The sequence below is a fragment of the Saccharibacillus sp. CPCC 101409 genome (genome assembly GCF_030518235.1).
Lineage (GTDB): Bacteria > Bacillota > Bacilli > Paenibacillales > Paenibacillaceae > Saccharibacillus.
Genome location: NZ_JAULSA010000019.1, coordinates 36,526 through 57,229, shown reverse-complemented (window position 1 = coordinate 57,229; position 20,704 = coordinate 36,526). Strand labels below are relative to the sequence as shown.

Genomic DNA, 20,704 nt, shown 5'->3' with positions numbered 1-20,704 from the left:
CCGAAACTTTTGACACTTTTCGCGAATCGGCCCCCGCAGGGATGCAAGAAGGAGTGAATATCCCGTGACGGGTACCTGCAAACAACATCTCATTTTCGACCTCGACGATACGCTCGTCTACTGCAATAAGTATTTCGATCTGATCCTGGACGAGTTCTTCTCGCTGATGACCGGCTGGTTCTCCGATTACGGATTGAGCGTTCAGGAAGTGCGGGACAAGCAGCTGGAGATCGATATCGCCGGCGTGCACGTGGTCGGCTTCGCCAGCCACCACTTCCCGGAATCGCTGATCGCGACGTACCGGCACTTCGCTTCCGTCTATAAACGGATCGGCAGCGACGCCGAAGAAGCCGCGCTGATGAAGCTGGGGCTCAGCGTCTACGATTACGAAGTGGAGGCTTATCCCGGCATGGTCGATACGCTCGAAGTTCTGCGCAGCGAAGGCCACGCCCTCTATCTGTATACCGGAGGCGAAGAGAAGATCCAGCAGCGCAAGATCGACCAGATGAAGCTGAGTTCTTATTTCGGCTCCGATATTTTCATCCGCCAGCACAAGAACGTCCAGGCGCTCGAAGGCATTCTCGGCGCGCGTTCGCTGCCGCGGCCGTCCACCTGGATGATCGGCAACTCGCTGCGCACCGATATCGCTCCGGCGCTCAGCGCCGATATCAACGCCGTCTATCTCAAGCAGGAGCGCGAATGGGCGTACAATCTGATCGAGCTGAACGAACATTCCAAAGGCACGCTGCATACGGTCTCCCGGCTTCCTCAAGTTCCGGAGATCATCAGCGATTTCGCCCGGACGTCGTTTCAAAAACGGACCCTTTAAAGGGTCCGTTTTTTTGATGCCGGGAACGGACGGATCTGCAAACCGTCAAGATTCCCGGCCGGCCTGTACCGCTCCCGGCTTGGCTTTGTCCTCCCGGTCCGGGAAAATAAAGTCGAGCTTTCGCTGCTCCGGATTCCAGGACAGCGCCGCGTCGAACGTTTTCTCGCCTTTTTTGAAGCCTTTGAGCGTCAGCGTACGGCCTTTGTCCAGCAGCCGCTTGACCTGCGTTTCGGACAGCGCTTTGCCGAGGATCTTTTTGGAAATCGTAAAGCTGCAGGCCGGATAGCCCGTACAACCGTAAAAGTTCTTTTTATCGACGACCGGTTTGCCGCAGATCGGACAGGCGCCGATTCCGGCCGACGGAGCGCCGCCTTTATTGTCGCTTCCGGCTGCTGCGTTCCTTGAACCGGCGGCGCGGTTTCCCGGACGATTGCCGGCAGACGGGCGATCTTCCCCGCTCGGCGGTTCCACGCTGAACGCCCATCCTTTTTCGCCCGCCACCGCGTCCGATACGATCTTCTCCGCCAGCCGCTGGGCCTGTTCCATAAATGTCTTCGGCGATTCCTGGCCCTGGCCGATCTCGCCGAGCCGCTGCTCCCATTTGGCCGTCATTTCCGCCGAAGCCAGCACGCTTTCGCCGAGCGCTTCGATCAGCACCGTGCCTTTGTTGGTCGCATATACCATATTTTTGCGGACGTCGATATATTTGCGGTCTTTCAATCCCCCGATAATATTCGCCCGCGTCGCTTCCGTGCCCAGTCCTTCGGTGCGCTGCAGCACTTTCTCCAGCTCCGCGTTGTCCAGGTGCTTGCCGGCCGTTTTCATAAGCGTAATCAGCTGGCCTTCCGTATAGCGCTTGGGCGGCTGCGTTTTGCCTTCTTTCACCTGGACGTCGGCCACTTTGCCTTCGTCGCCTTTTTGTACCGGCGGCAGGACGGACAGATCGTCTTCCTCGTCGTCTTTGTCGTTTTTATCTTCGTCTTTAGCATTGGCGTTTTTGGCTTTTTTCTTGGGCGCACTGTCGTACAGCACTTTGCGCCAGCCTTCCTGCACGATCACTTTGCCTTTGGTTTGAAAAGGATCTCTGCCGTCCACCAGCGTAACCAGCGTCGTATAGTCGATAACCGCTTTTTCCTCGTGCGCCGCAATCAGCCGTTTGGCGATCAGCAGATACAAGTTGAGGTGCATGCCCTGCAGCCTGCCCGGAGCAGGCACCTGCTCGGTCGGGACGATCGCGTAGTGATCGCCGACCTTCGATGCGTTGACGTAGCGTTTATTGCCGATCAGCGTACTTTTGGGCGCGGGCAAAAATGGCTTCAGCGCATCGAAGTTTTCCAGCTTTTTGAGGATGTCCGGAAACTGCTTCGCTTCCTCGTCCGTCACATAAGACGAATCGGAACGCGGATACGAAATATAACCGTCCAGATACAGCTGCTGCAAGCCGCTCAGCGTGTCCTGCGGCGAGTATTTATAGATCTGGTTGGCCGAAGCCTGGAGCGAAGACAGCGAGAAAAGCTGCGGCGGCTGGAATTCTTTGCGCTCCGTTTCGATCGAGTCGACGACCGCGTTTTTGCCTTCGCAGCGGGCACGAATCTCTTCCGCTTCTTCTGGCGTTTTCAGCCGCGTCTCCTCGCCTTTGAACCAGGTGCCTTCGTATTCCGCGCCGTTGATATCGAATCTGGCTTTCACTTCCCAGAACGGTTCGGGTTTGAAATTGGCGATTTCTTTCTCCCGCGACACGATCAGCGCAAGCGTCGGGCTCTGCACGCGGCCGGTCGAGAACACGTCCCGGATGCCGCGCCGCTGGAACAGCAGCGAATAGACGCGCGAGCCGTTCATGCCGACCAGCCAGTCCGCGCAGGAGCGGCTGACCGCTTCGTAGTACAGATTGCGCGTTTCGCTCTCGTCTTTGAGATTGGCGAAGCCCTGTTCGACCGCGCGCGGCGTCAGCGACGAGATCCACAGCCGCTTCATCGGCTTCTTCACCCCGCTGAGCTGGATGATGATGCGTACGATGTACTCGCCTTCGCGCCCGGCGTCGCTCGCGATAATGATCTCGCCCACCTCCGGGCGTTTCAGCAGATCTTTGAGCAGATTGAACTGTTTGGCTTTGGACGGAGTGATGCGGTGCTTGAATTTGCCGGGCAGAATCGGCAGGCTGTCCAGGCTCCAGCGCTTGTAAGCCGGATCGTACTCTTCCGGCGGCACAAGCTCGCAAATATGGCCGACCGCCCAGCTCACATAAGCGCCGTCCGGAAACGTCGGGCATTTGGCGATTTCGATATAGCCCTGCGTTTTCTTGTGTTTGAAAGGAGCGGCCAGCTTGGCCCCCTGGTCCGGTTTCTCCGCAATAATAAGCTGCACGTCGATCTCCTCCTGTATGTGCAAAAAGCATGCAAAAGGCCGAGAGTCATCCTCCCGACCTGCCTGGTCACGTTTACCGCAAAAATGATATCCGAATATTCATTTTAGCACAAAAAGGACCGCACCGGAAGGTGCGGCCCTTAATGATCGACGCGGTAAAGCGTCACCCGTAAACATTCGGGATTGGTACGTTGTCAACTCTTGATCGGAGGTTTGCGTTCGCCTGAAATGCACACGCTCCAGGCGCGTTATAGGCGGGCGTAACCTTGCCTTTAGCGTTGACAAGGTATTAGACGAGGACGGTCGCGCCCATCAGGTACTTGTCGACTTCGCGCGCCGCTTCGCGGCCTTCGTTGATCGCCCAGACGACGAGACTTTGTCCGCGGCGCATATCGCCGGCGGCGAAGATCTTGTCGGCATTGGTTTTGTAATCGCCGTATTTGGCTTTAACGTTCGTCCAGCGGTCCGTTTGCAGGCCGAGCTGCTGCGCAAGGGTCTGCTCCGGTCCGTCGAAGCCGATCGCGACCAGCGCGATTTGCGCCGGGAATACCCGCTCGGTGCCTTCGATCGGCGCATAGAATTTGCGTCCGGTCTCGTCGACGGTCCGCTGGATCTGCACGGTGTGCAGCTCTTTGAGATTGCCGTCTTCGTCGCCGACGAATTTGGTCGTCATGATCGAGAACTCGCGCGGATCGTCGCCGAAGATCGCTTTGGCTTCTTCCTGCGCGTAATCGAGCGTGTATACGTTCGGGAACTGCGGCCACGGATTGGCGATTTGGTCGCGTTCCATCGGCGCTTTCTGGTGCGTGCCGAACTGGGTGACGCTGCTGCAGCCGTGGCGCAGGGAAGTCGCCACGCAGTCGGAGCCGGTGTCTCCACCGCCGATTACGATCACGTCTTTGCCCGCCGCGGAAATGTAGCTGCCGTCTTCCAGATTGGAATCCAGGTAACTTTTGATCGTTCCGTTCAAATAGTCCATCGCGTAAGTAACGCCTTTGAGATGGCTGCCTTCGATATTGAATTCACGCGGCTTCGTTGCACCGCCGCAAAGTACGACGGCATCGAACTCGTCCACCAGCTGCTGCGCCGGAATGTCTTTGCCGATTTCGGTGGAAGTTACGAAGGTAATGCCTTCCGCTTCCAGCAGGTCGACGCGGCGCTGCACGATATTTTTCTCCAGCTTCATGGACGGAATGCCGTAAGTCAGCAGTCCGCCGACCCGATCGGAGCGTTCGTACACGGTTACGGTATGACCGGCTTTGTTGAGCTGGGCGGCGCAGGCGAGCCCGGCCGGACCGGAACCGACGACGGCAACCTTTTTGCCCGTACGGTTCTTCGGCGGTTCCGGCTGCACCCAGCCTTCCGCAAAGCCTTTTTCGATGATCGCTTCTTCGATCGTCTTGATCGTAACCGGCTGTCCGATCAGGCCGACGGTACAGGAGCCTTCGCACGGCGCCGGACAGATTCTGCCGGTGAATTCCGGGAAGTTGTTCGTCTTATGCAAACGGTCGAGCGCTTCTCTCCAGAGGCCGCGATAAACAAGGTTGTTCCATTCGGGAATCAGGTTGTGCACCGGGCAGCCGGAGGTTCCGCCGCTCATGTTCACGCCCACATGACAGTATGGCGTTCCGCAGTCCATACATCTCGCGCCCTGCGTACGCAGTTCTTCCTCCGACATATGTTTATGGAACTCTTCCCAATCTTTCACGCGCTCCAGCGGACTGCGGTCCGCGGGAAGCTGCCGCTTGTATTCCATAAATCCAGTAGGTGTAGACATCGAACGTTTCCCCCATCCGCATAAGTTCTTGATTTTTTTTGTTCTCTATTTTATCACAAGCGATATATTTCAACCATATTATCATTTTGAAATCGCAATTTGAAATAGATTATGCGGAATTTAATTTGCACTTTCCGAAGATCGCTCGTAGATTTCGAATTCGTAGCGATACGGATTCTTCTCGTCGCGCGGTCCTTCTTCCGACTGCGCCAGCGTCCACGGCGTCCAATCGAGCTTCGGAAAATGCGTGTCCCCTTCAAACGTGCCCTGCACACGCGTCACCCGCAAACGATCGGCCCGCGGGAAAAACAGCTCGTAAATCTGCGCTCCGCCGATAATCATGACTTCTTCGCCTTCTGCCGCCTCCAGCGCTTCTTCGGGCGTATGAACGACGTTCGCGCCTTCGGCGTCAAATCCGGTATCCCGGGTAAGCACGATATTCTGCCGGCCTTTCAACGGCTTGGAACCGAACGACTCCCACGTTTTGCGTCCCATCACCACCGGCCTGTTCAGCGTCTGCGCTTTGAAATAAGCCATATCCGCCGGAATGCGCCACGGCAGCTTGTTGTCTTTCCCGATCAGTCCGTTCTCGTCCTGTGCCCAGATCATCGTAATCAATGGCATATGCGTATCCTCCCGTTATACCGCGATCGGCGCTTTGATTCCCGGCTGCGGGTTGTAACCTTCGAATTCGAAGTCTTCATACGCATAATCGAAAATGCTGTCCGGCTTGCGCAGAATCTTGAGCTTGGGCAGTTCCCCCGGTTCGCGTTCCAACTGCGTTTTCACCTGTTCGATATGGTTCGAATAGATGTGCACATCGCCGCCCGACCAGATGAATTCGCCGACTTCGAGGCCGCACTGCTGCGCGATCATATGCGTAAGCAGCGAATAGCTGGCGATATTGAACGGCAGGCCCAGGAACGTATCCACCGAGCGCATCGTCAGCATACACGACAGTTTTCCGTCCGCCACATAGAATTGAAACAGCAGATGGCACGGAGGCAGTTTCATATTGTCGATCTCGGCTGCGTTCCACGCGCTGACAATATGCCGGCGCGAATCGGGATTATGCTTGATCGATTGTATCAGTTGGGCGATCTGGTCGATCTTGCGGCCGTCCGGCGCTTCCCAGGCGCGCCACTGCGAACCGTATACCGGTCCCAGTTCGCCGTTCTCGTCCGCCCATTCGTTCCAGATGCGCACGCCGTTTTCCTGCAAATAGCCGACGTTCGTTTCGCCTTTGAGGAACCAGAGCAGCTCGTGCACGATCGATTTCAAATGCAGCTTTTTGGTCGTCAGCAGCGGGAATCCTTCGGACAGATCGAAGCGGAGCTGACGGCCGAAGACGGAAGTCGTTCCCGTTCCGGTCCGGTCTCCTTTTTGTGTACCATGGTCCAGCACATCTTTCAGCAAATCCAAATATTGACGCAAAAAAAGTCACCTCGTTCCGGGACGCCGCATGCTTGGACCCAGATCGAACTGTACCGACTTAATCGGCGAATCCAATCCGGAAAAAGCGCGAAAATCGTCCCTTATCTATCGTTGCTCTCCTATTGTGAAGCCGGAAACAAATATTCGTTCGTTTAGTTTATCACGGCAGTGTCTGCATTGACAGGCTTGACACGCAATATAAAAACTGCATCAACCCGCAAAAAAACGGACGTCCGAAGACGTCCGTTTGGTTCGGAAAGAAAGCTCCGCGCCGCTGTGCAAACAGCAATGCGCAAACCTCCGGATTCCGGGGTATCAATTAACGTTTTTTAGGAGCCAGCGCGTGGATCGGGTTGCCCAGAACCAATTCGGCGGCTTCCATCACAATCTCGCCCAGTGTCGGGTGAGCGTGAATCGTCAGAGCCAGGTCTTCGAGAGTGGCGCCCATTTCAACGGCCAGACCCATTTCAGCGATCATGTTCGTTGCTTCCAGACCGACGATCTGGCTGCCCAGTACGACGCCGGTACTTTCTTCAGCGACGATTTTCACGAAGCCTTCCGGATGGTTCAACGATACGGCACGACCGTTACCGCCGTAGCTGAACTTGCCGGCCACAACGTTGAAGCCTTTTTCTTTGGCTTCTTTTTCGGTCAGGCCTACGCTCGAGCATTCCGGATCGGTGAAGACTACAGCCGGCATGCACTTGTAGTCGACGACGGACGAATGTCCAGCGATCGCTTCAGCCGCAACTTTGCCTTCGTACGAAGCTTTGTGAGCCAATGCCAGACCCGGTACGATATCGCCGATAGCGAAGATGTGCGGGATATTGGTGCGGCCCTGCTGATCGACTTTAATCAGGCCGCGCTCGTCGAGTTCAAGTTCGATCAGATCCAGACCCAGTTCGCCGTCGGTGTTCGGACGGCGTCCGACCGTTACGAGCAGGTAGTCGGCCGTGATTTCTTTGCTTTCGCCGCCGACGGAGAATTTCACGGTAACGTCTTTGTCCGTTTGCGTAGCGCTCTCGGCTTTGGCGTTGGTATGAATTTCGATGCCGTTTTTCTTCATGGTTTTCGACACGAGAGTCGTCATGTCTTTGTCAAAGCCCGGCAGTACGGTATCCAGACCTTCGATGATCGTCACCTGCGTGCCGAACTTCGCGTACATTTGACCCAGCTCCGCGCCGATGTAGCCGCCGCCGATTACAACGAGGCTTTTCGGAATCTCGGGCAGGTTCAGTGCTTCGGTCGAAGACAGGATGCGTCCGCCGAACGGGAACGGCTTCAGTTCGATCGGACGGGAACCCGTCGCGATGATGCAGTTCTTGAAACGGTAGCGCGGCGATTCGTGTTCGTTGAATACGCGTGCTTCGTTTTGATTGATGAACATGCATTCGCCGTTGAAGACTTCGACGTTGTTGCCTTTCAGCAATCCGCTGACGCCGCTCGTCATTTTTTTGACGACGCCGTTTTTGAACTCCTGCGTTTTGGCGAAGTCGACTTTGACGTCGCTTGCCGTTACGCCGAAAGCATCGCCGTGCAGCGCATTTTCATAGCTGTGCGCAGCCGAGATCAAAGCTTTGGAAGGAATACAACCGCGGTTGAGGCAGACACCGCCGAGCTCCGCTTTGTCCACGATCAGAACTTTTTGTCCCAATTGAGCGGCGCGGATGGCGGCTACATAGCCGCCGGGTCCGGCACCGATTACCAATGTGTCAATATCCAGGGAAGCGTCTCCTACTACCATTGTTTATACCTCCATTACCATCAGCTCGGGATTAGCGAGCAGGGATTTAAGATAGTTCATGCAGTTTTGTGCAGTAGCGCCATCGATAAGACGGTGGTCGAAGCTCAGGGACAGAGCCATCATCGGAGCGGCTACGATTTCGCCGTTTTTCACAATGGCTTTTTCGCTGATGCGGCCCGTTCCGAGGATTGCGACTTCAGGGTAGTTGATGATCGGCGTGAAGAACATGCCGCCCGCGGAACCGATATTCGAGATAGAGATGGTGCTGCCTCTCATTTCGGTTGCAGTCAGCTTGCCGTCGCGGCCGCGTTTCGCCAGATCGTTGATCGTTTCGGCGATCTTGAACACGCTCTTGCGGTCGGCGTCTTTGACAACCGGAACGATCAGACCGTTTTCGGTGTCGGTCGCGATGCCGATATCATAATGCTTCTTGTAGACGATCTCGCTCTTCTCTTCGTCGATCGAAGCGTTCAGAGCCGGGAATTCGCGTACTGCGGCAACCAGCGCTTTGACGATGAACGGCAGGTAAGTAACTTTGATGCCTTTCTTTTCGGCCAGCGGCTTCATGCGGGTACGGAAAGCGACCAGTTCGGTTACGTCCACTTCGTCCATGATGGTAACGTGCGGAGCGGTGTAAGCCGATTTGACCATTGCGTTCGAGATTGCTTTGCGGATACCCTTGAACGGCACGCGTTCTTCGTCGACCGCCGCGGATGCGGCAGGCGCGGACGCCGCAGCTTTCGCAGGGGCTTCCGATTTAGCGGCTGCAGGAGACTGAGCCGTCGGAGCCGCTGCTTCGGACGCTGCCGGAGCCGGTGCTTGTCCGCCGTTTTTCTTGAAGTTCTCGACGTCTTCGCGCGAGATCTTGCCGTTCTTGCCGGAGCCTTGAACCTGGCCGATCTCCACGCCTTCTTCACGGGCGAACTTGCGTACGCTTGGCGTAGCGAGCACTTCGCGGTTGGAAGAAGCAGAGGATGCGGCGGCAGCCGGCGAAGCCGACGTCGGAGCTTTCGCTTCGGCAGCCGGAGCGGATTCTTCGATCGTTTCCGAACCTTCAGGCAGTTCGCCTTCCACTTCGATGATCGCCACGATGTCGCCCACGTGGTGGGTTTCGCCGTCGGCTACGCGAACTTCGAGCACCGTGCCGTTAACCGGGCAAGGCACTTCGACAACCGCTTTGTCGTTTTGAACTTCCATGATGATATCGTCGTCGGTGACTTTGTCCCCGGCTTTGATGTGCATCTTGACGATCTCGCCTTCGTGCAGGCCTTCGCCCAGTTCAGGGAACTTGTAAGCGAATTTATTGCCGCCCGATGCCTGGGAAGACCCCTTCGAAGCCGAAGGATCGGCCGATGCCGGCGAGGAAGTCGTATCCGCTCCGCCTACGGCCGCATTGGCTTCCTGCGCCGCGTCCGCTTGAGGACCCGGAGCCGTTTCCGCCTCCGAACCTTCCGGCAGTTCGCCTTCCGCTTCGATCACTGCCACGACTTCGCCTACATGGCAGACCTGACCGTCGGCTACGCGAACTTCCAGAATCGTACCGTTGACCGGACAAGGGACTTCAACGACCGCTTTGTCGTTTTGAACCTCCATAATGATGTCGTCGTCGGTGACTTTGTCCCCGGCTTTGATATGCAGTTTGACGATTTCGCCTTCGTGCAGACCTTCGCCGAGTTCCGGGAATTTATATTCGAATTTTGCCACGTTGCACTACCTCCTTCTGGATATCAATCAATTAAAATTCAAGAACTTTTTTGACGCTCGCGATGATGCGCTCAGGCGTCGGCAGCCATGCGTCCTCGATTTGCGCGAATGCGTAAACCGTATCCGGAGGAGTTACGCGCAGTACCGGAGCTTCCAGGTGCAGAATCGCTTTTTCGTTGATTTGCGCGATCACTTCGGCGGCTACGCCGGCTGTTTTTTGCGCTTCTTGAACAACGATGGCGCGGTTCGTTTTCTTGATGGAAGCGACGATGGTGTCGATATCGAGCGGATTCAGCGTACGCAGATCGATCACTTCGGCTTTGATGCCTTCTTTTTCGAGCTGGTCGGCCGCTTTGACGGACGTATGCACGCACATGCCGTAAGTCAGGATCGTTACGTCCGAACCTTCGCGAACGACGTTGGCTTTGCCCAGTTCAACCGTATATTCGCCTTCCGGCACTTCGGCGCGGAATGCATGGTACAGGTTGAGGTGCTCCATGAAGAAGACCGGATCGTTGTCGCGGATCGCGGAGATCAGCAGGCCTTTGGCATCGTAAGGGTTCGAAGGAACGACCACTTTGATACCCGGACTCTGAATCAGCAGACCTTCGAGCGCGTCCGTGTGCAGCTCGGCCGCTTTAACGCCGCCGCCGAAAGGCGTGCGGAATACGATCGGCGAATGGTAACGTCCGCCCGAACGGTAGCGCATGCGCGCCGCTTGAACGATCATTTGGTCGAGAGCTTCGAAGATGAAGCCGACGAACTGGATTTCGGCGATCGGACGGAAACCTTGCACGCCCAGACCGACAGCCATGCCGCCGATAGCCGATTCGGCCAGCGGCGTATCGAATACGCGCTCTTCGCCGAATTCTTTTTGCAGCCCTTCCGTTACCCGGAATACGCCGCCGACGTTACCCACGTCTTCGCCGAAGATCAGCACGTTGGGATCGCGTTTCAGTTCCACGCGCATTGCGTCGCGGATTGCTTCTTTCATATTCATTTGTGCCATTACTACATTTCCTCCTTAACGTTACGTTCAATGGAATGCCGGTCTTGCTTCCTGTATCTTCAAGCTTTTATGCGCAAGGAAAAGGTTCGGAAGGAGCGCCTGAACGGGCGCCCCGCCGAAACCGGTCGTTTTATTGGAAATCGGCTTTTTGCTCTTCCAGGTACTGCGGCGTTACTTCGAACATGGAATCGATCAGGCCGGCAACGGTCATTTTGTCCGTTTTTTCGGCTTTTTTGATTTGTTCGGCCACGGTTTCTTTCGCTTCCGCTCTTACGCGCTCCGTGTCTTCCGCAGTCCACAAGCCTTTTTTCTCAAGGTATTTCGCAAGACGGGTGATCGGATCTTTCTCGCTCCATTGTCCTTCTTCTTCTTTCGTGCGGTACTTGGAAGTATCGTCGGACAGGGAGTGCGGCTTGAAGCGGTAAGTGACGGCTTCGATCAGCGTCGCGCCTTCGCCGTTGCGTCCGCGTTCCGCTGCGTCTTGAACCGCTTTGATGACGGCGAATACGTCCATGCCGTCGACTTTAACGCCTTTGATGCCCGCGGCAACCGCTTTGTGGGCGATCGACAGAGCGGCGGTTTGCTTCGCGAACGGAGTCGTGATCGCATAGCCGTTGTTTTGCACGAAGAAGATCACAGGCAGTTTGTACACGCCCGCGTAGTTCAGGCCTTCGTAGAAGTCGCCTTCCGACGAACCGCCGTCGCCCGTATAAGTAATCGCGACTTGTTTTTGTTTCTTGAGCTTGAAGCCCATGGCAATCCCCATCGCGTGCAGGATCTGCGCGCCGATGATGATTTGCGGCATCAACACGTTGACGCCTTCCGGAATCTGTCCGCCGTGCTGGTGACCGCGGGAGTACAGGAATGCTTGGTACAGCGGAAGCCCGTGCCATACGAGCTGGGGAATATCGCGGTAGCCCGGGCACACGAAGTCTTCTTTTTGCAGAGCGAATTCACTGCCGACCATCGTTGCTTCTTGACCGGAGACCGGAGCGTAGAAGCCCAGACGGCCTTGACGGCCCAGGTTGATCGCTCTTTCGTCCCAGGTACGGGTAAACACCATACGGCGCATTACTTCTTTCAATTGATCGTCGGTCAGTTCCGGCATCAATGCTTCGTTAACAATTTCGCCATCCGGCGAAAGAACGGAAAGAGCTTCTACTTCTTCCGTATATACTTCATAAGGAACCTTGCTCATTATTTTCACCTCAATAAAGAATTTGAATATCATGCTCCTCTGTTATATCATTATTATACACCTGTTCTATAGGTTCGTCAAAGAAATTGAGCACAATTATTTGCTAATTTCATTTTTTGTATATATAACAGGTTTGTGATATTAATATAACAGCGAAGGAAATTCGAACGTTTTTCGTCATTTCGTCCGCACTGCTTCAATCTTACCGCATTGCGGACCGCGATGTAAAGCGCATCCAAAACGCATGTAAAAATAGAAATGGAGATGAGCCTTATGACCGACTCCCGTTATTTGAAACGGACGATTGTGAAGGAAGTCATTGCGAGCACTTTTTTGAACGAAGAACGCGCGCTGCGCATTTATCTTCCGCCCGGTTATAACGAAGTGCTCAGCTATCCGGTGGTCTACTGCCAGGACGGCGAAGAGTTCTTCAACTTCGGACGGATCGCCACGCACGCGAATCGGCTGATTCTCGATGAAGGGACGGAACCTTTCATTATTGTAGGGATCGAAGTGGACGTCAAAAAGCGGACGGCGGAATATGCGCCTTTCGGCGATCTGCATGAAGCTTATACCCGCTGCGTGGCCGAAGAGATCGTTCCGTTTATCGAACAAAAGTACCGCGCCCGCAGCGAAGAACGGATTCTGGCCGGCGATTCGCTCGGCGGATCGCTGTCGCTCCACCTGTCGCTGCTTTATCCGCGCGAATACCCGCGCGTGATCAGTTTATCGGGCGCTTTCTATCAAGAGTCCCAGGAAGTTATCGCCCGCGAGCGCGATCTAAGCTGGCTTGACGTCTATATGATCGTCGGTCTGCAGGAAGATCGTTACGAGACGGATCACGGCGTTTTCGATTTCGTCGACCTCAACCGCAGAACGCGCGATCTGCTGACGGAACGGAAATCGACCGTAAGCTATACAGAGAAAGACGGCAAGCATTTGTGGGGATTCTGGCAGCAGGAACTTTCGGACGCACTTATGTATTTTTTAAACCGTTGAGCCCAACGCAACGCGGTTAAAAATGGCGATTTGGCGAAAACAGAGTAAATAAGCGGACAGCGGACTCTTTTGGGAGAGACGCCGTCCGCTTATTGGGTTGTGCCGGAGCCGAAATGATTGTAAATCCGGCTTGCCGTCCGGTATACTGAATTTAGACTCACTCGATCTTTACGACCGGCGTTGCCTATACTTTACGAAAGGAGGAACAGACGTGAATGCGAAACGCATCGTCATCGTCTCGGGGGGGCCCTGGACCGACGATTATCTCAGGGAGCTTCGCCCGGACGATATGCTGATCGGCGCCGATCGGGGCGCTCTGCAGCTGATCGAGAACGGCCTGCGGCCCGACGTCGCCGTCGGCGACTTCGACTCGGTTTCTCCGGCCGACGTAGAGCGAATTCGCTCCGCCAGCGGGCGTATCGACTCCTGCGATCCAATCGACAAGAACTATACGGATACCGAACTGGCTTTTGAGCTGGCGCTGAACGAACGGCCTTCGGAAATCCTGATGCTGGGAGTGACCGGCGGACGAATGGATCATACCCTTGCCAATGTGCAGCTGCTGATCCGAGCGCTTCGGCACCAGATCGTTTGCAGTATTCGCGATCATAACAACTATATTCAGCTGACCGGCAGCCAGCTGACGGTACACAATCAAGGCTTTACATACGTTTCGCTGATTCCGGCCACCATGGAAGTCGGAGGAGTCACGCTCGAAGGGTTCGAATACCCGTTGAAAAACGCTACGCTGCGTCAAGGGCAGTCCCTGTCCGTCAGCAACAAACTCGCCGCCCCGGAAGGAATCGTCTCGATCGAAAGCGGCCTTCTGCTTGTCATTCAAAGCCGGGATTGAGCCTGCTCCCGGAATCGTTCGCATTTTCCTGTCCGATTCCGGTTCGAGCATTCGGCGCCTGCCGCCGGCTCTTTCCGGAACGGACGTATGAAAGCGTTACATAGTGTAAAAAGAATACGTAGACCGCGAACTCCGATTCGGTATATATTCAAATCAGAACACTACTCCCTCGCCGCCGCTGCTTCTCCGCACCCTCCATTCTTCCCTACTCCATATATTCGGGCGCGAACCATTTCGTCCGGTTTACTTAGATGAACATTTCCCGTTACAGAAAGGCGGATTCTATGGATATCGGAAGCAAACTGCGCTATCTGCGCAAATCCCGTCATCTCTCTTCTGTCGAACTTGCCCAGCGAGCCAACATTTCTCAATCGTCGATCAGCGATATCGAATGCAATCGCCGCTCTCCGCGGCTGAACACGTTAAGCAGCCTGAGCCGGGCGCTCGGCATTCCGCTGTCGGAGCTGCTGCCGATCGACGATCTGCTGGAGCGCCCTCTTGCCAACGATGAAAAAGAGCTGCTTTCCCTGTTTTCCAAAATGGACGAGTCGCAGCGCAAAAATCTGATCGGTCTGCTCGGCAGCCTCATACCGCACCGCGAAACCTGAATATCTACTGCCGCGGAATTCGGTCGCTCCTTCGGATTTCAGTTTTAGTCCGCCCCGGCCGATCTTTTGACGCCGAGCAGCGTCTGCCACTCGTCCGCCGGTTTTAACGTCTTGCGGTAGGCTTCGGTCGTACGGATTTCAACCGCATTTTTCGACTTGTTCCATATTACGTCGGCCCCGAGCAGTTCCATGTAGGCGCGCAGCGACAGAAAAACGCGCTCCTCGATCAGAATCGGCGGCAGTTCCAGTTGAAACGGACGCCCGAACGCGACGGCTTCCGGTTTGCCGACCGTGAATTGCAGCGTTTCTCCGTACGGTGTTTCCGTAACCGCCGTACGGCTTGCGGGGTTCCAATAAACCGGATTTTGGATATGCGGATCTTCGTAAATGAATCGCAGCGGAATCATGACGCGATTGTGCGAGATATACGGCTGCGCATCCGGAAATTGAACTTCTTCACAATCGATAAAAACGCGCAGCCGTGCGTCTTGGGAATCCGGGATACCGCAAACGGCGGCTTCCGCACCGGGTGCAGGCGTTTCTTTCGCAGCTTCCGAAGCTGCATTCGAGACCGGCGTTTGGACAACCGGCTGCGGCCGGGCGGGCGAAGCGGGCTCGGACGGCGCGACCGGCTGCGGCGCGGCCGAATCGGGAATGCCCGGATTCGTCGGTTCCGGCGCCGCCGGTTCTTCCGCGTATCGGTACAAATAGCCGTTTGCCTGCACAGGCGCGCCCCACGCTCCCATCACCGTTGCTTTGTACAGCGAACCGCTCTCTTTTTTCGGATCGATCGTCAGTTCCGCTTCGGCTTTCGCCACAGGGCGGACGCTTGAACGATCGCCTTCTTTCCACAACCGATAATCCTGAATACTCCCGTGCGGCGTCCAGCTCAGCCGAAGCCGGTCTGAGGAAAGCCGGCCGGCCGGCGCGATTTCCGTGCGATAATCGTCGATGGCAAACGTCAGCCGGGGCGAGTCGATTCCGGCCGTCGTCTGCCGTTCCCACGGCGTCCGGTCGAATCCGTCGAAACTTTTCGGATCGGTCAAATCGGCGACGGGATGTTCGATCTCCAGCGTATCCGTATCCGAATCGAGCAAAAACCCGACATATTCCGGCGTGCTCAGGTATACACGGGCCGCCCGCAGCGTTCCGGAAAATTCTTCTTCGTAAGAATCCGGCAGCCCCGTTCCAATCAAGCAGTTTAATACCAGACCCTCGTCAAAGAAAAAATAACTGTCCCGGATCTCCGTGTCGTCCGGCTGTTTATTGAGCAGCGGATCGTACTTGCTGCCGTGATAAGCGATTTCGCTCAGCCGGACTTTGTCTTGGGCTTCGTTGAACAGAACCGCTACCCGCGCTTTTTCTTCCGGATAAGGACTGTTCAGTTTGATGTCGGCCCGGTCGTCGATTGTCATTTGGCGGATCTCCAGATCCCTCGCATTGCCGGCAAGCCGCGCATAGCCGTAATAGTATTCGCTTGTCATTCCTTGTAACTCGCCTTGAAGCGTCACAGCGTTGCGCTCCCAGGTTCCGGTCATATCGAGAGCAAGCGCCCCCAAATTGTCCAAACGAGTATTGCCTTCCGTATTCAAAGTCAGATCGAAAGTATTGCCGCTGCTACTTTCCTCTCCGCCCAGATCGCTTATCCCGGGCGTAATGGAGGAAACGTAAGGAACGCTGAGCGTAAGCTCCGAGCGAATCTCGTTGCCCTGCATGGAGCGCATCCGTTCCGATACACCGCCGGAGGACCAGGATTCCTGCCGCGCTTCCAGCCTTGTTTTAAAATCCAGGCGGTTGCGTTTGGCCGATTCGATTTGCTCAAGCACGGCAATCTGCCAGCTGTATTCCCCGCTGACCGTTTCGCTTTCCACTCGAAGATCGTTGTCCCAGAAGCGGTCGATCGGGCCGAGCATATAAATCCGGTTCATGCTTTTTGCCGCAAACCGCTGCTTGACCTGCAGGTTATTGCCGCTGAACGTCTCGATCTTCCCGTTCACCAGACCGGCGGCTTGAAATGAATAAGCGCCGGCGTCGGGATAATCGAATTCGAAGTCCACCCGACCTGACATTCCCGTCATCTCGCTTCCGGTCTGCTCGGATGCTCTGCCAAACATTCCGCCGATAAACCGTCCTCCCGTATAAGCATTTTGCCCGCGCGCATAAAAATGGATATCCACGTCCAATTTCTCCGTTTTACGTATTCCGCTTCCGGCGATGCCGCCGACATAAGAACTTTCTCCCGGATCTCCCGAACGAATATCGATATCCGCTTTGAGCGAACCGTCTGTCACTTCGGCCGCGCCGTTCACCAGACCGCCGCTGAATTCGATCTTCTCCGCGTCCATAATCGTTTCGGCTTCGATATGCCCAATCCGGTCCGCATAAGGACCCGCTCCGCCGCTTTGCAAAATTTCCACACCGTTTTGCGCGTCCAGCTTCGAACGGGCGTGATCGATAACCACGCGGCTGAACGGTCCGATCAGCCCGCCGGACGAACGAAGCGCCGAGAAATCGGCGATTTGCAGCGTGCCGTCCGCATTGGAAATCGAAGTCTCTGCGCCGGCGCCGCCGCCTTCGCTGCCCACCAGCCCTCCGGCAAACCGCACTTCCTGTCCGCTTCCTTCCAATACGACGCTGCCGTTGGCTCCATCCAGGACGAGCGCCGCTCCTTCGGCGGCCAAACCGCCTACTCCAATCACGCCCCCGCTTGCGTCCAGCGCAACTTCGCCGCGGACCGAGGTCATGGACGTTCGATCGGCTCTGCCGACCAGTCCTCCGAATTGGACCAACTCGGAAGCGGGAAAAGCCCGGACCGCCGAAGCGGCTTCGCTGAACGAATCCGATTGCGAACGGCCCACCAAGCCGCCCAGGTAAGCCGAAGCGGCTCCCGCAGCCGGCAAATGAAATTCCGTTCCCGACGCGCTCACCTTCCGATAATGCGAATTTTCCGAGTCGCCGGCCAGCAGCCCGACGTGCTTCGCTCCATAAACGCTTCCCGACGCCGACGGGTCCAGAACCAGCCGGGTATTGCTAAACGAAACGTCCTGCATCTCGACATTTCGGGCTGTGCCGATCAGCACGCCGATTCCCGGATGGTCCGGATCGGCGTCCGTTGCGAGGGACATGGAATCGTCGACGTATTGAATCGTATTGTTCGTTCGAAACGTGACTTCCCATGCCGGCAGCCGTACATTGCCGATCCGAGCGCCGGAAGCCGTGTCGGCAAGAATCCCGGTTGCGGAAGAGGTATCGGCATGCAGCCCGGCAATCGTGATATCCAGCAGACTGCCGGTGAAATCGCCCAGCAGCGATTCGCCCACATCCAGCCCGGACAGCGTATGGTTCCCGCCGTCCAGCGTTCCCGAGAACGCTGTCAGCTTCGGCCACGCCTGACCGTCGAAGTCGATATCGCCGTCCAGGATATAATATCCGGCCGGATCGCCGGCCAGCCTGGCGAAATCCGCGGCGCTATTCAAATGGACGGCAGCGTCGGCCGGTTCCGCAGCGTCCGGCTCTTCCGCCAAAAAAGGCGCCTCGGTCCGAACCGGGCCGCCTTCCGGTTCCGATAAGGAGCTTTCTTCAGCGGGAATCTCCTGCTCGGCCGCCGGACGATCGTCGACGGCAGGCGGTGCTTCCGCGGCCGGGTTGTCGGTCTCGGCTTGTACGGTAAATGCCGGGGTCAGCAGCTGCAAGCCCAACAAAGCGGCAGCAGCCGCTGCTGCTATTTTTCGCTTTTTCATCTTTAACGCTCCTCTTTTATCGAATCGGAAAATACCCCGCCCGCGCGGCTTCTTTCTCGCTGTCGAACGTTTCTTCGACTTTCGACGGCAGCTCGGCCGGATACCGGGAATAATATTTGATGCCGGTTGCAGGATCGACCGAACCGTACAGCAGCTTTTTCTTCACCAGCCGCCCACTGCCGAACGCATAGTTGTTGTACGCCCGGTCGCCGACCGGGATTCCCTGCACAAAAGCGGCGATGCCGATATCGTCGATGCCGTTGTCCCATTCTTCCTGCGAGATCTGCGGCAGCGTGAAGACGTAATCGATCCCGTAACGCGTCGCATATTGATTGTGGCGGTTGATGACGTAGGCCAGATCGTTTTGAATGCCGTTGACGATGCTCCGCCGGCGCACGCTTTCGAAATTCTTCGCGTCGCGCAGCAGCGGAATCTGCACATTTACCGCTATTTCTTCGCGAAATCCCTGCACCCACGAAGACGAACTGCGGTCGTATACTTTGACGAAGCCGTCGAGCGTAAACTGGATCGTATTGCCGCGGCTGTCCGCGTAAGCGTACGGCTTCTTGGGCGACCAGACCGCTTTGAGCCGGCTTTGACCCGCGGAATCGACAAACGACTCGGTCGCGTAAATGTAATAGCCGTCGTAATCGATCACCGCGATAGCGGGAATATAGCCGGCGAGCGCGCCCAGCGCGACGGGGTCGCCTTCGGCGTTGAAATTCAGCGCAAGCGAACGGTAAAACGTATCGACGGCGCGTTCTTTGTCCGCCCGGAAAAACTTTTTCGATCCGTAGCCCGGCTGATAGTCCTGCTCTACCGTATCGTTCAGCACGTAGCCGGCGTCCCGGACCGCCGATTTGAGCACCGCGTTGTAGCGTTCGCCAAGCCGCAGCGCTTCGTCTTCGTCGTCCAGATGCATCGAAGCGATTTGAAAAAGCGGAAAAAAGATCATGACAAAAATAACGGCCAGGCTAGTAATCTTCATTGAGGACCATTCCTTCGTAATTCATCAGGATCGCCGCATGTTCTTGCGTATTGTCGTTCATCAAAAAGTCCCAGAGCTGCGCCGCCGCGGTGCGGTTGATATTTTTCAGCTCGATCCCGATATAATCGCCGACCTGCATCTCGTATCTGCGGCCGGAATCTTTTTTGTCCCTCCCGTTGTCCGGGAACAACACGCCCAGGATCTGCTCGCTGTAGAATCCGTCGTAAAACGTGGTGAAGCTGTTTTGAAAAGTCGCCGGATTCGCGGGATCGCTGTAATCCGGGCTGTATCGTTTATGCAGGTGCTCCAGCTCGACTTCGTAGGCGTTCCCGGTAGCCGCGAGCTGCGCATTGAATTCTTCGTACATTTGCGGCGTGATATAGCCTTTGGTGCGGGCGCCGTCGATAAAATGGGTAGCCGCCCCCTGCACAATCGCGCCCGCGATTTTGTCCTGGCTTCTGGCTTGTTCGTAGAGCGGGTACATAAACAGCAGCAAAACGGCCAGCAGCGCGGCAAAAATGCCGGTTATGTATTTCATGTTTTAGCTCCTAAACACGATTTTGGTCAGGTATCCGGCGGCATCTCGGCGATAGACTGCCCGGTAAGTTTTGTTCAGCGCCACGACAGCCGGGTCCATGTCTTCGTACTGGGCGCAGCGCGGAAACAGCACGCCGTCTACTTCGATATCCGCTTCGCCGTCCGCAATATTGCGGATCATATAAACCACCTGCGCGCCGGAGTACAGCTCGTCGCCCGGTGCGCCGAGCGCCGTTTTGACTTTGCGGTCGTTCTCCGCGTTCAGATTGTAGGCCAGCTTCGCCGCATCGTCCACGGCTCTCACCGTACCGGCCGCATACGTACACGCGCCGATAAACAGCAGGAACGCCGCAGCCAGGATCATAAAGTTTCTCGCATTGCTCATCCCGTTCTCCTTACCGGAGCGTCCTCCCGGCCGCGCCGGGAGAACGGTCCTTGATCTGCTCGTTTACTTGGCCTGGGTAAAAACGATCCCCCGCACCATATTGTTGGCGTCGCGCACGATCAAGGACTTGAATTTGCCCGACGGATTGATAAAGTTGTTGTCCGCTTCGTTCAGCGCCGGACTCAGATTCGTATTTTTATCTTCGCCGGTAATAATGCCCGTCGTCTGATTGAACTGGCTGCCGTAGTAAGTCGAACCGCCTTTGCCCGTCTGCACGTACACGCCGAACTGAGCGTCGTTGTTGTACTGGCGGACCGCATTCATCACCTGGCTGCCGGACAGCGTAGTGTTTTCGTAAATATTGAAGCGGGTCTGCGACAGCTGCGTCTGGATCGCCGAGAACTGCGTCTGGCCTTCTTTGGCCGCGTCCTGCGAAGAAATAAAAATAATGACGACCGTCGTAATCAGCGCGAGCGTCAGGAAAATTCCCGCCGCCAGTTTCAGTCCCGAAGTTGCATTGCTTCCCATAATATTC

The 20,704-nt window shown here is 56.1% G+C and carries 17 protein-coding genes; 4 read left to right on the top strand and 13 right to left on the bottom strand.

The annotated features are described in order from the left end of the window. The first annotated feature begins 64 nt into the window (after positions 1-64). The gene (locus QWJ34_RS24055; RefSeq protein ID WP_302731651.1) at positions 65-829 is read left to right on the top strand and encodes an HAD family hydrolase; all 765 of its coding nucleotides are present in this window, start codon (positions 65-67) and stop codon (positions 827-829) included. Positions 830-874: 45 nt separating this feature from the next. On the opposite strand, the gene QWJ34_RS24050 is transcribed toward QWJ34_RS24055, so the two are convergent. The 8 genes from QWJ34_RS24050 to pdhA all read right to left on the bottom strand — a co-directional run bounded on the left by QWJ34_RS24050 (position 875) and on the right by pdhA (position 12,059). Further along, the gene (locus QWJ34_RS24050) at positions 875-3,193 is read right to left on the bottom strand and encodes a DNA topoisomerase III (RefSeq protein ID WP_302731650.1); all 2,319 of its coding nucleotides are present in this window, start codon (positions 3,191-3,193) and stop codon (positions 875-877) included. Between the two features lie 289 nt (positions 3,194-3,482). Next, the gene (locus QWJ34_RS24045) at positions 3,483-4,970 is read right to left on the bottom strand and encodes a glutamate synthase subunit beta (RefSeq protein ID WP_302731649.1); all 1,488 of its coding nucleotides are present in this window, start codon (positions 4,968-4,970) and stop codon (positions 3,483-3,485) included. A 120-nt stretch (positions 4,971-5,090) separates the two neighbouring features. Next, entirely contained in the window at positions 5,091-5,594 is a 504-nt protein-coding gene (locus QWJ34_RS24040; RefSeq protein ID WP_302731648.1) for a dihydrofolate reductase, read from the bottom strand. 15 nt (positions 5,595-5,609) lie between these two features. Further along, a complete protein-coding gene (locus QWJ34_RS24035) occupies positions 5,610-6,404 on the bottom strand; it encodes a thymidylate synthase (protein WP_302731647.1) in 795 nt (264 codons plus the stop codon). A gap of 319 nt (positions 6,405-6,723) precedes the next feature. Beyond that, positions 6,724-8,148: a dihydrolipoyl dehydrogenase gene (gene lpdA / locus QWJ34_RS24030; protein ID WP_302731646.1), complete on the bottom strand. Its 1,425-nt coding sequence runs from the start codon at positions 8,146-8,148 to the stop codon at positions 6,724-6,726. A gap of 3 nt (positions 8,149-8,151) precedes the next feature. Next, positions 8,152-9,852, bottom strand: a complete 1,701-nt coding sequence (locus QWJ34_RS24025) for a 2-oxo acid dehydrogenase subunit E2 (RefSeq protein ID WP_302731645.1) — start codon at positions 9,850-9,852, stop codon at positions 8,152-8,154. A gap of 31 nt (positions 9,853-9,883) precedes the next feature. Then, the gene (locus QWJ34_RS24020; protein ID WP_302731644.1) at positions 9,884-10,861 is read right to left on the bottom strand and encodes an alpha-ketoacid dehydrogenase subunit beta; all 978 of its coding nucleotides are present in this window, start codon (positions 10,859-10,861) and stop codon (positions 9,884-9,886) included. A 130-nt stretch (positions 10,862-10,991) separates the two neighbouring features. Further along, a complete protein-coding gene (pdhA, locus tag QWJ34_RS24015; protein WP_302731643.1) occupies positions 10,992-12,059 on the bottom strand; it encodes a pyruvate dehydrogenase (acetyl-transferring) E1 component subunit alpha in 1,068 nt (355 codons plus the stop codon). Between the two features lie 273 nt (positions 12,060-12,332). On the opposite strand from pdhA, the gene QWJ34_RS24010 reads away from it, so the two are divergent. The 3 genes from QWJ34_RS24010 to QWJ34_RS24000 all read left to right on the top strand — a co-directional run bounded on the left by QWJ34_RS24010 (position 12,333) and on the right by QWJ34_RS24000 (position 14,519). After that, entirely contained in the window at positions 12,333-13,058 is a 726-nt protein-coding gene (locus QWJ34_RS24010; protein ID WP_302731642.1) for an alpha/beta hydrolase, read from the top strand. A 211-nt stretch (positions 13,059-13,269) separates the two neighbouring features. Then, positions 13,270-13,911, top strand: a complete 642-nt coding sequence (locus tag QWJ34_RS24005; protein ID WP_302731641.1) for a thiamine diphosphokinase — start codon at positions 13,270-13,272, stop codon at positions 13,909-13,911. A 284-nt stretch (positions 13,912-14,195) separates the two neighbouring features. Beyond that, entirely contained in the window at positions 14,196-14,519 is a 324-nt protein-coding gene (locus tag QWJ34_RS24000; RefSeq protein WP_302731640.1) for a helix-turn-helix domain-containing protein, read from the top strand. 44 nt (positions 14,520-14,563) lie between these two features. On the opposite strand, the gene QWJ34_RS23995 is transcribed toward QWJ34_RS24000, so the two are convergent. The 5 genes from QWJ34_RS23995 to QWJ34_RS23975 form a co-directional block, all read right to left on the bottom strand. Further along, complete coding sequence (locus QWJ34_RS23995) at positions 14,564-18,259, bottom strand: stalk domain-containing protein (protein WP_302731639.1); 3,696 nt, start codon at positions 18,257-18,259, stop codon at positions 14,564-14,566. Positions 18,260-18,275: 16 nt separating this feature from the next. Then, a complete protein-coding gene (locus QWJ34_RS23990) occupies positions 18,276-19,247 on the bottom strand; it encodes a hypothetical protein (RefSeq protein ID WP_302731638.1) in 972 nt (323 codons plus the stop codon). Beyond that, positions 19,234-19,785: a hypothetical protein gene (locus tag QWJ34_RS23985; RefSeq protein WP_302731637.1), complete on the bottom strand. Its 552-nt coding sequence runs from the start codon at positions 19,783-19,785 to the stop codon at positions 19,234-19,236. Before QWJ34_RS23985 ends, QWJ34_RS23990 begins: the two co-directional genes overlap by 14 nt. A gap of 3 nt (positions 19,786-19,788) precedes the next feature. Then, positions 19,789-20,169 carry a hypothetical protein gene (locus QWJ34_RS23980; RefSeq protein WP_302731636.1) on the bottom strand — a complete coding sequence of 127 codons (381 nt, stop codon included), beginning with the start codon at positions 20,167-20,169 and terminating at the stop codon, positions 19,789-19,791. A 63-nt stretch (positions 20,170-20,232) separates the two neighbouring features. Beyond that, positions 20,233-20,697, bottom strand: coding sequence for an ABC transporter permease (locus QWJ34_RS23975; RefSeq protein WP_302731635.1), 465 nt, complete (start codon positions 20,695-20,697; stop codon positions 20,233-20,235). Between the last annotated feature and the right edge of the window lie 7 nt (positions 20,698-20,704).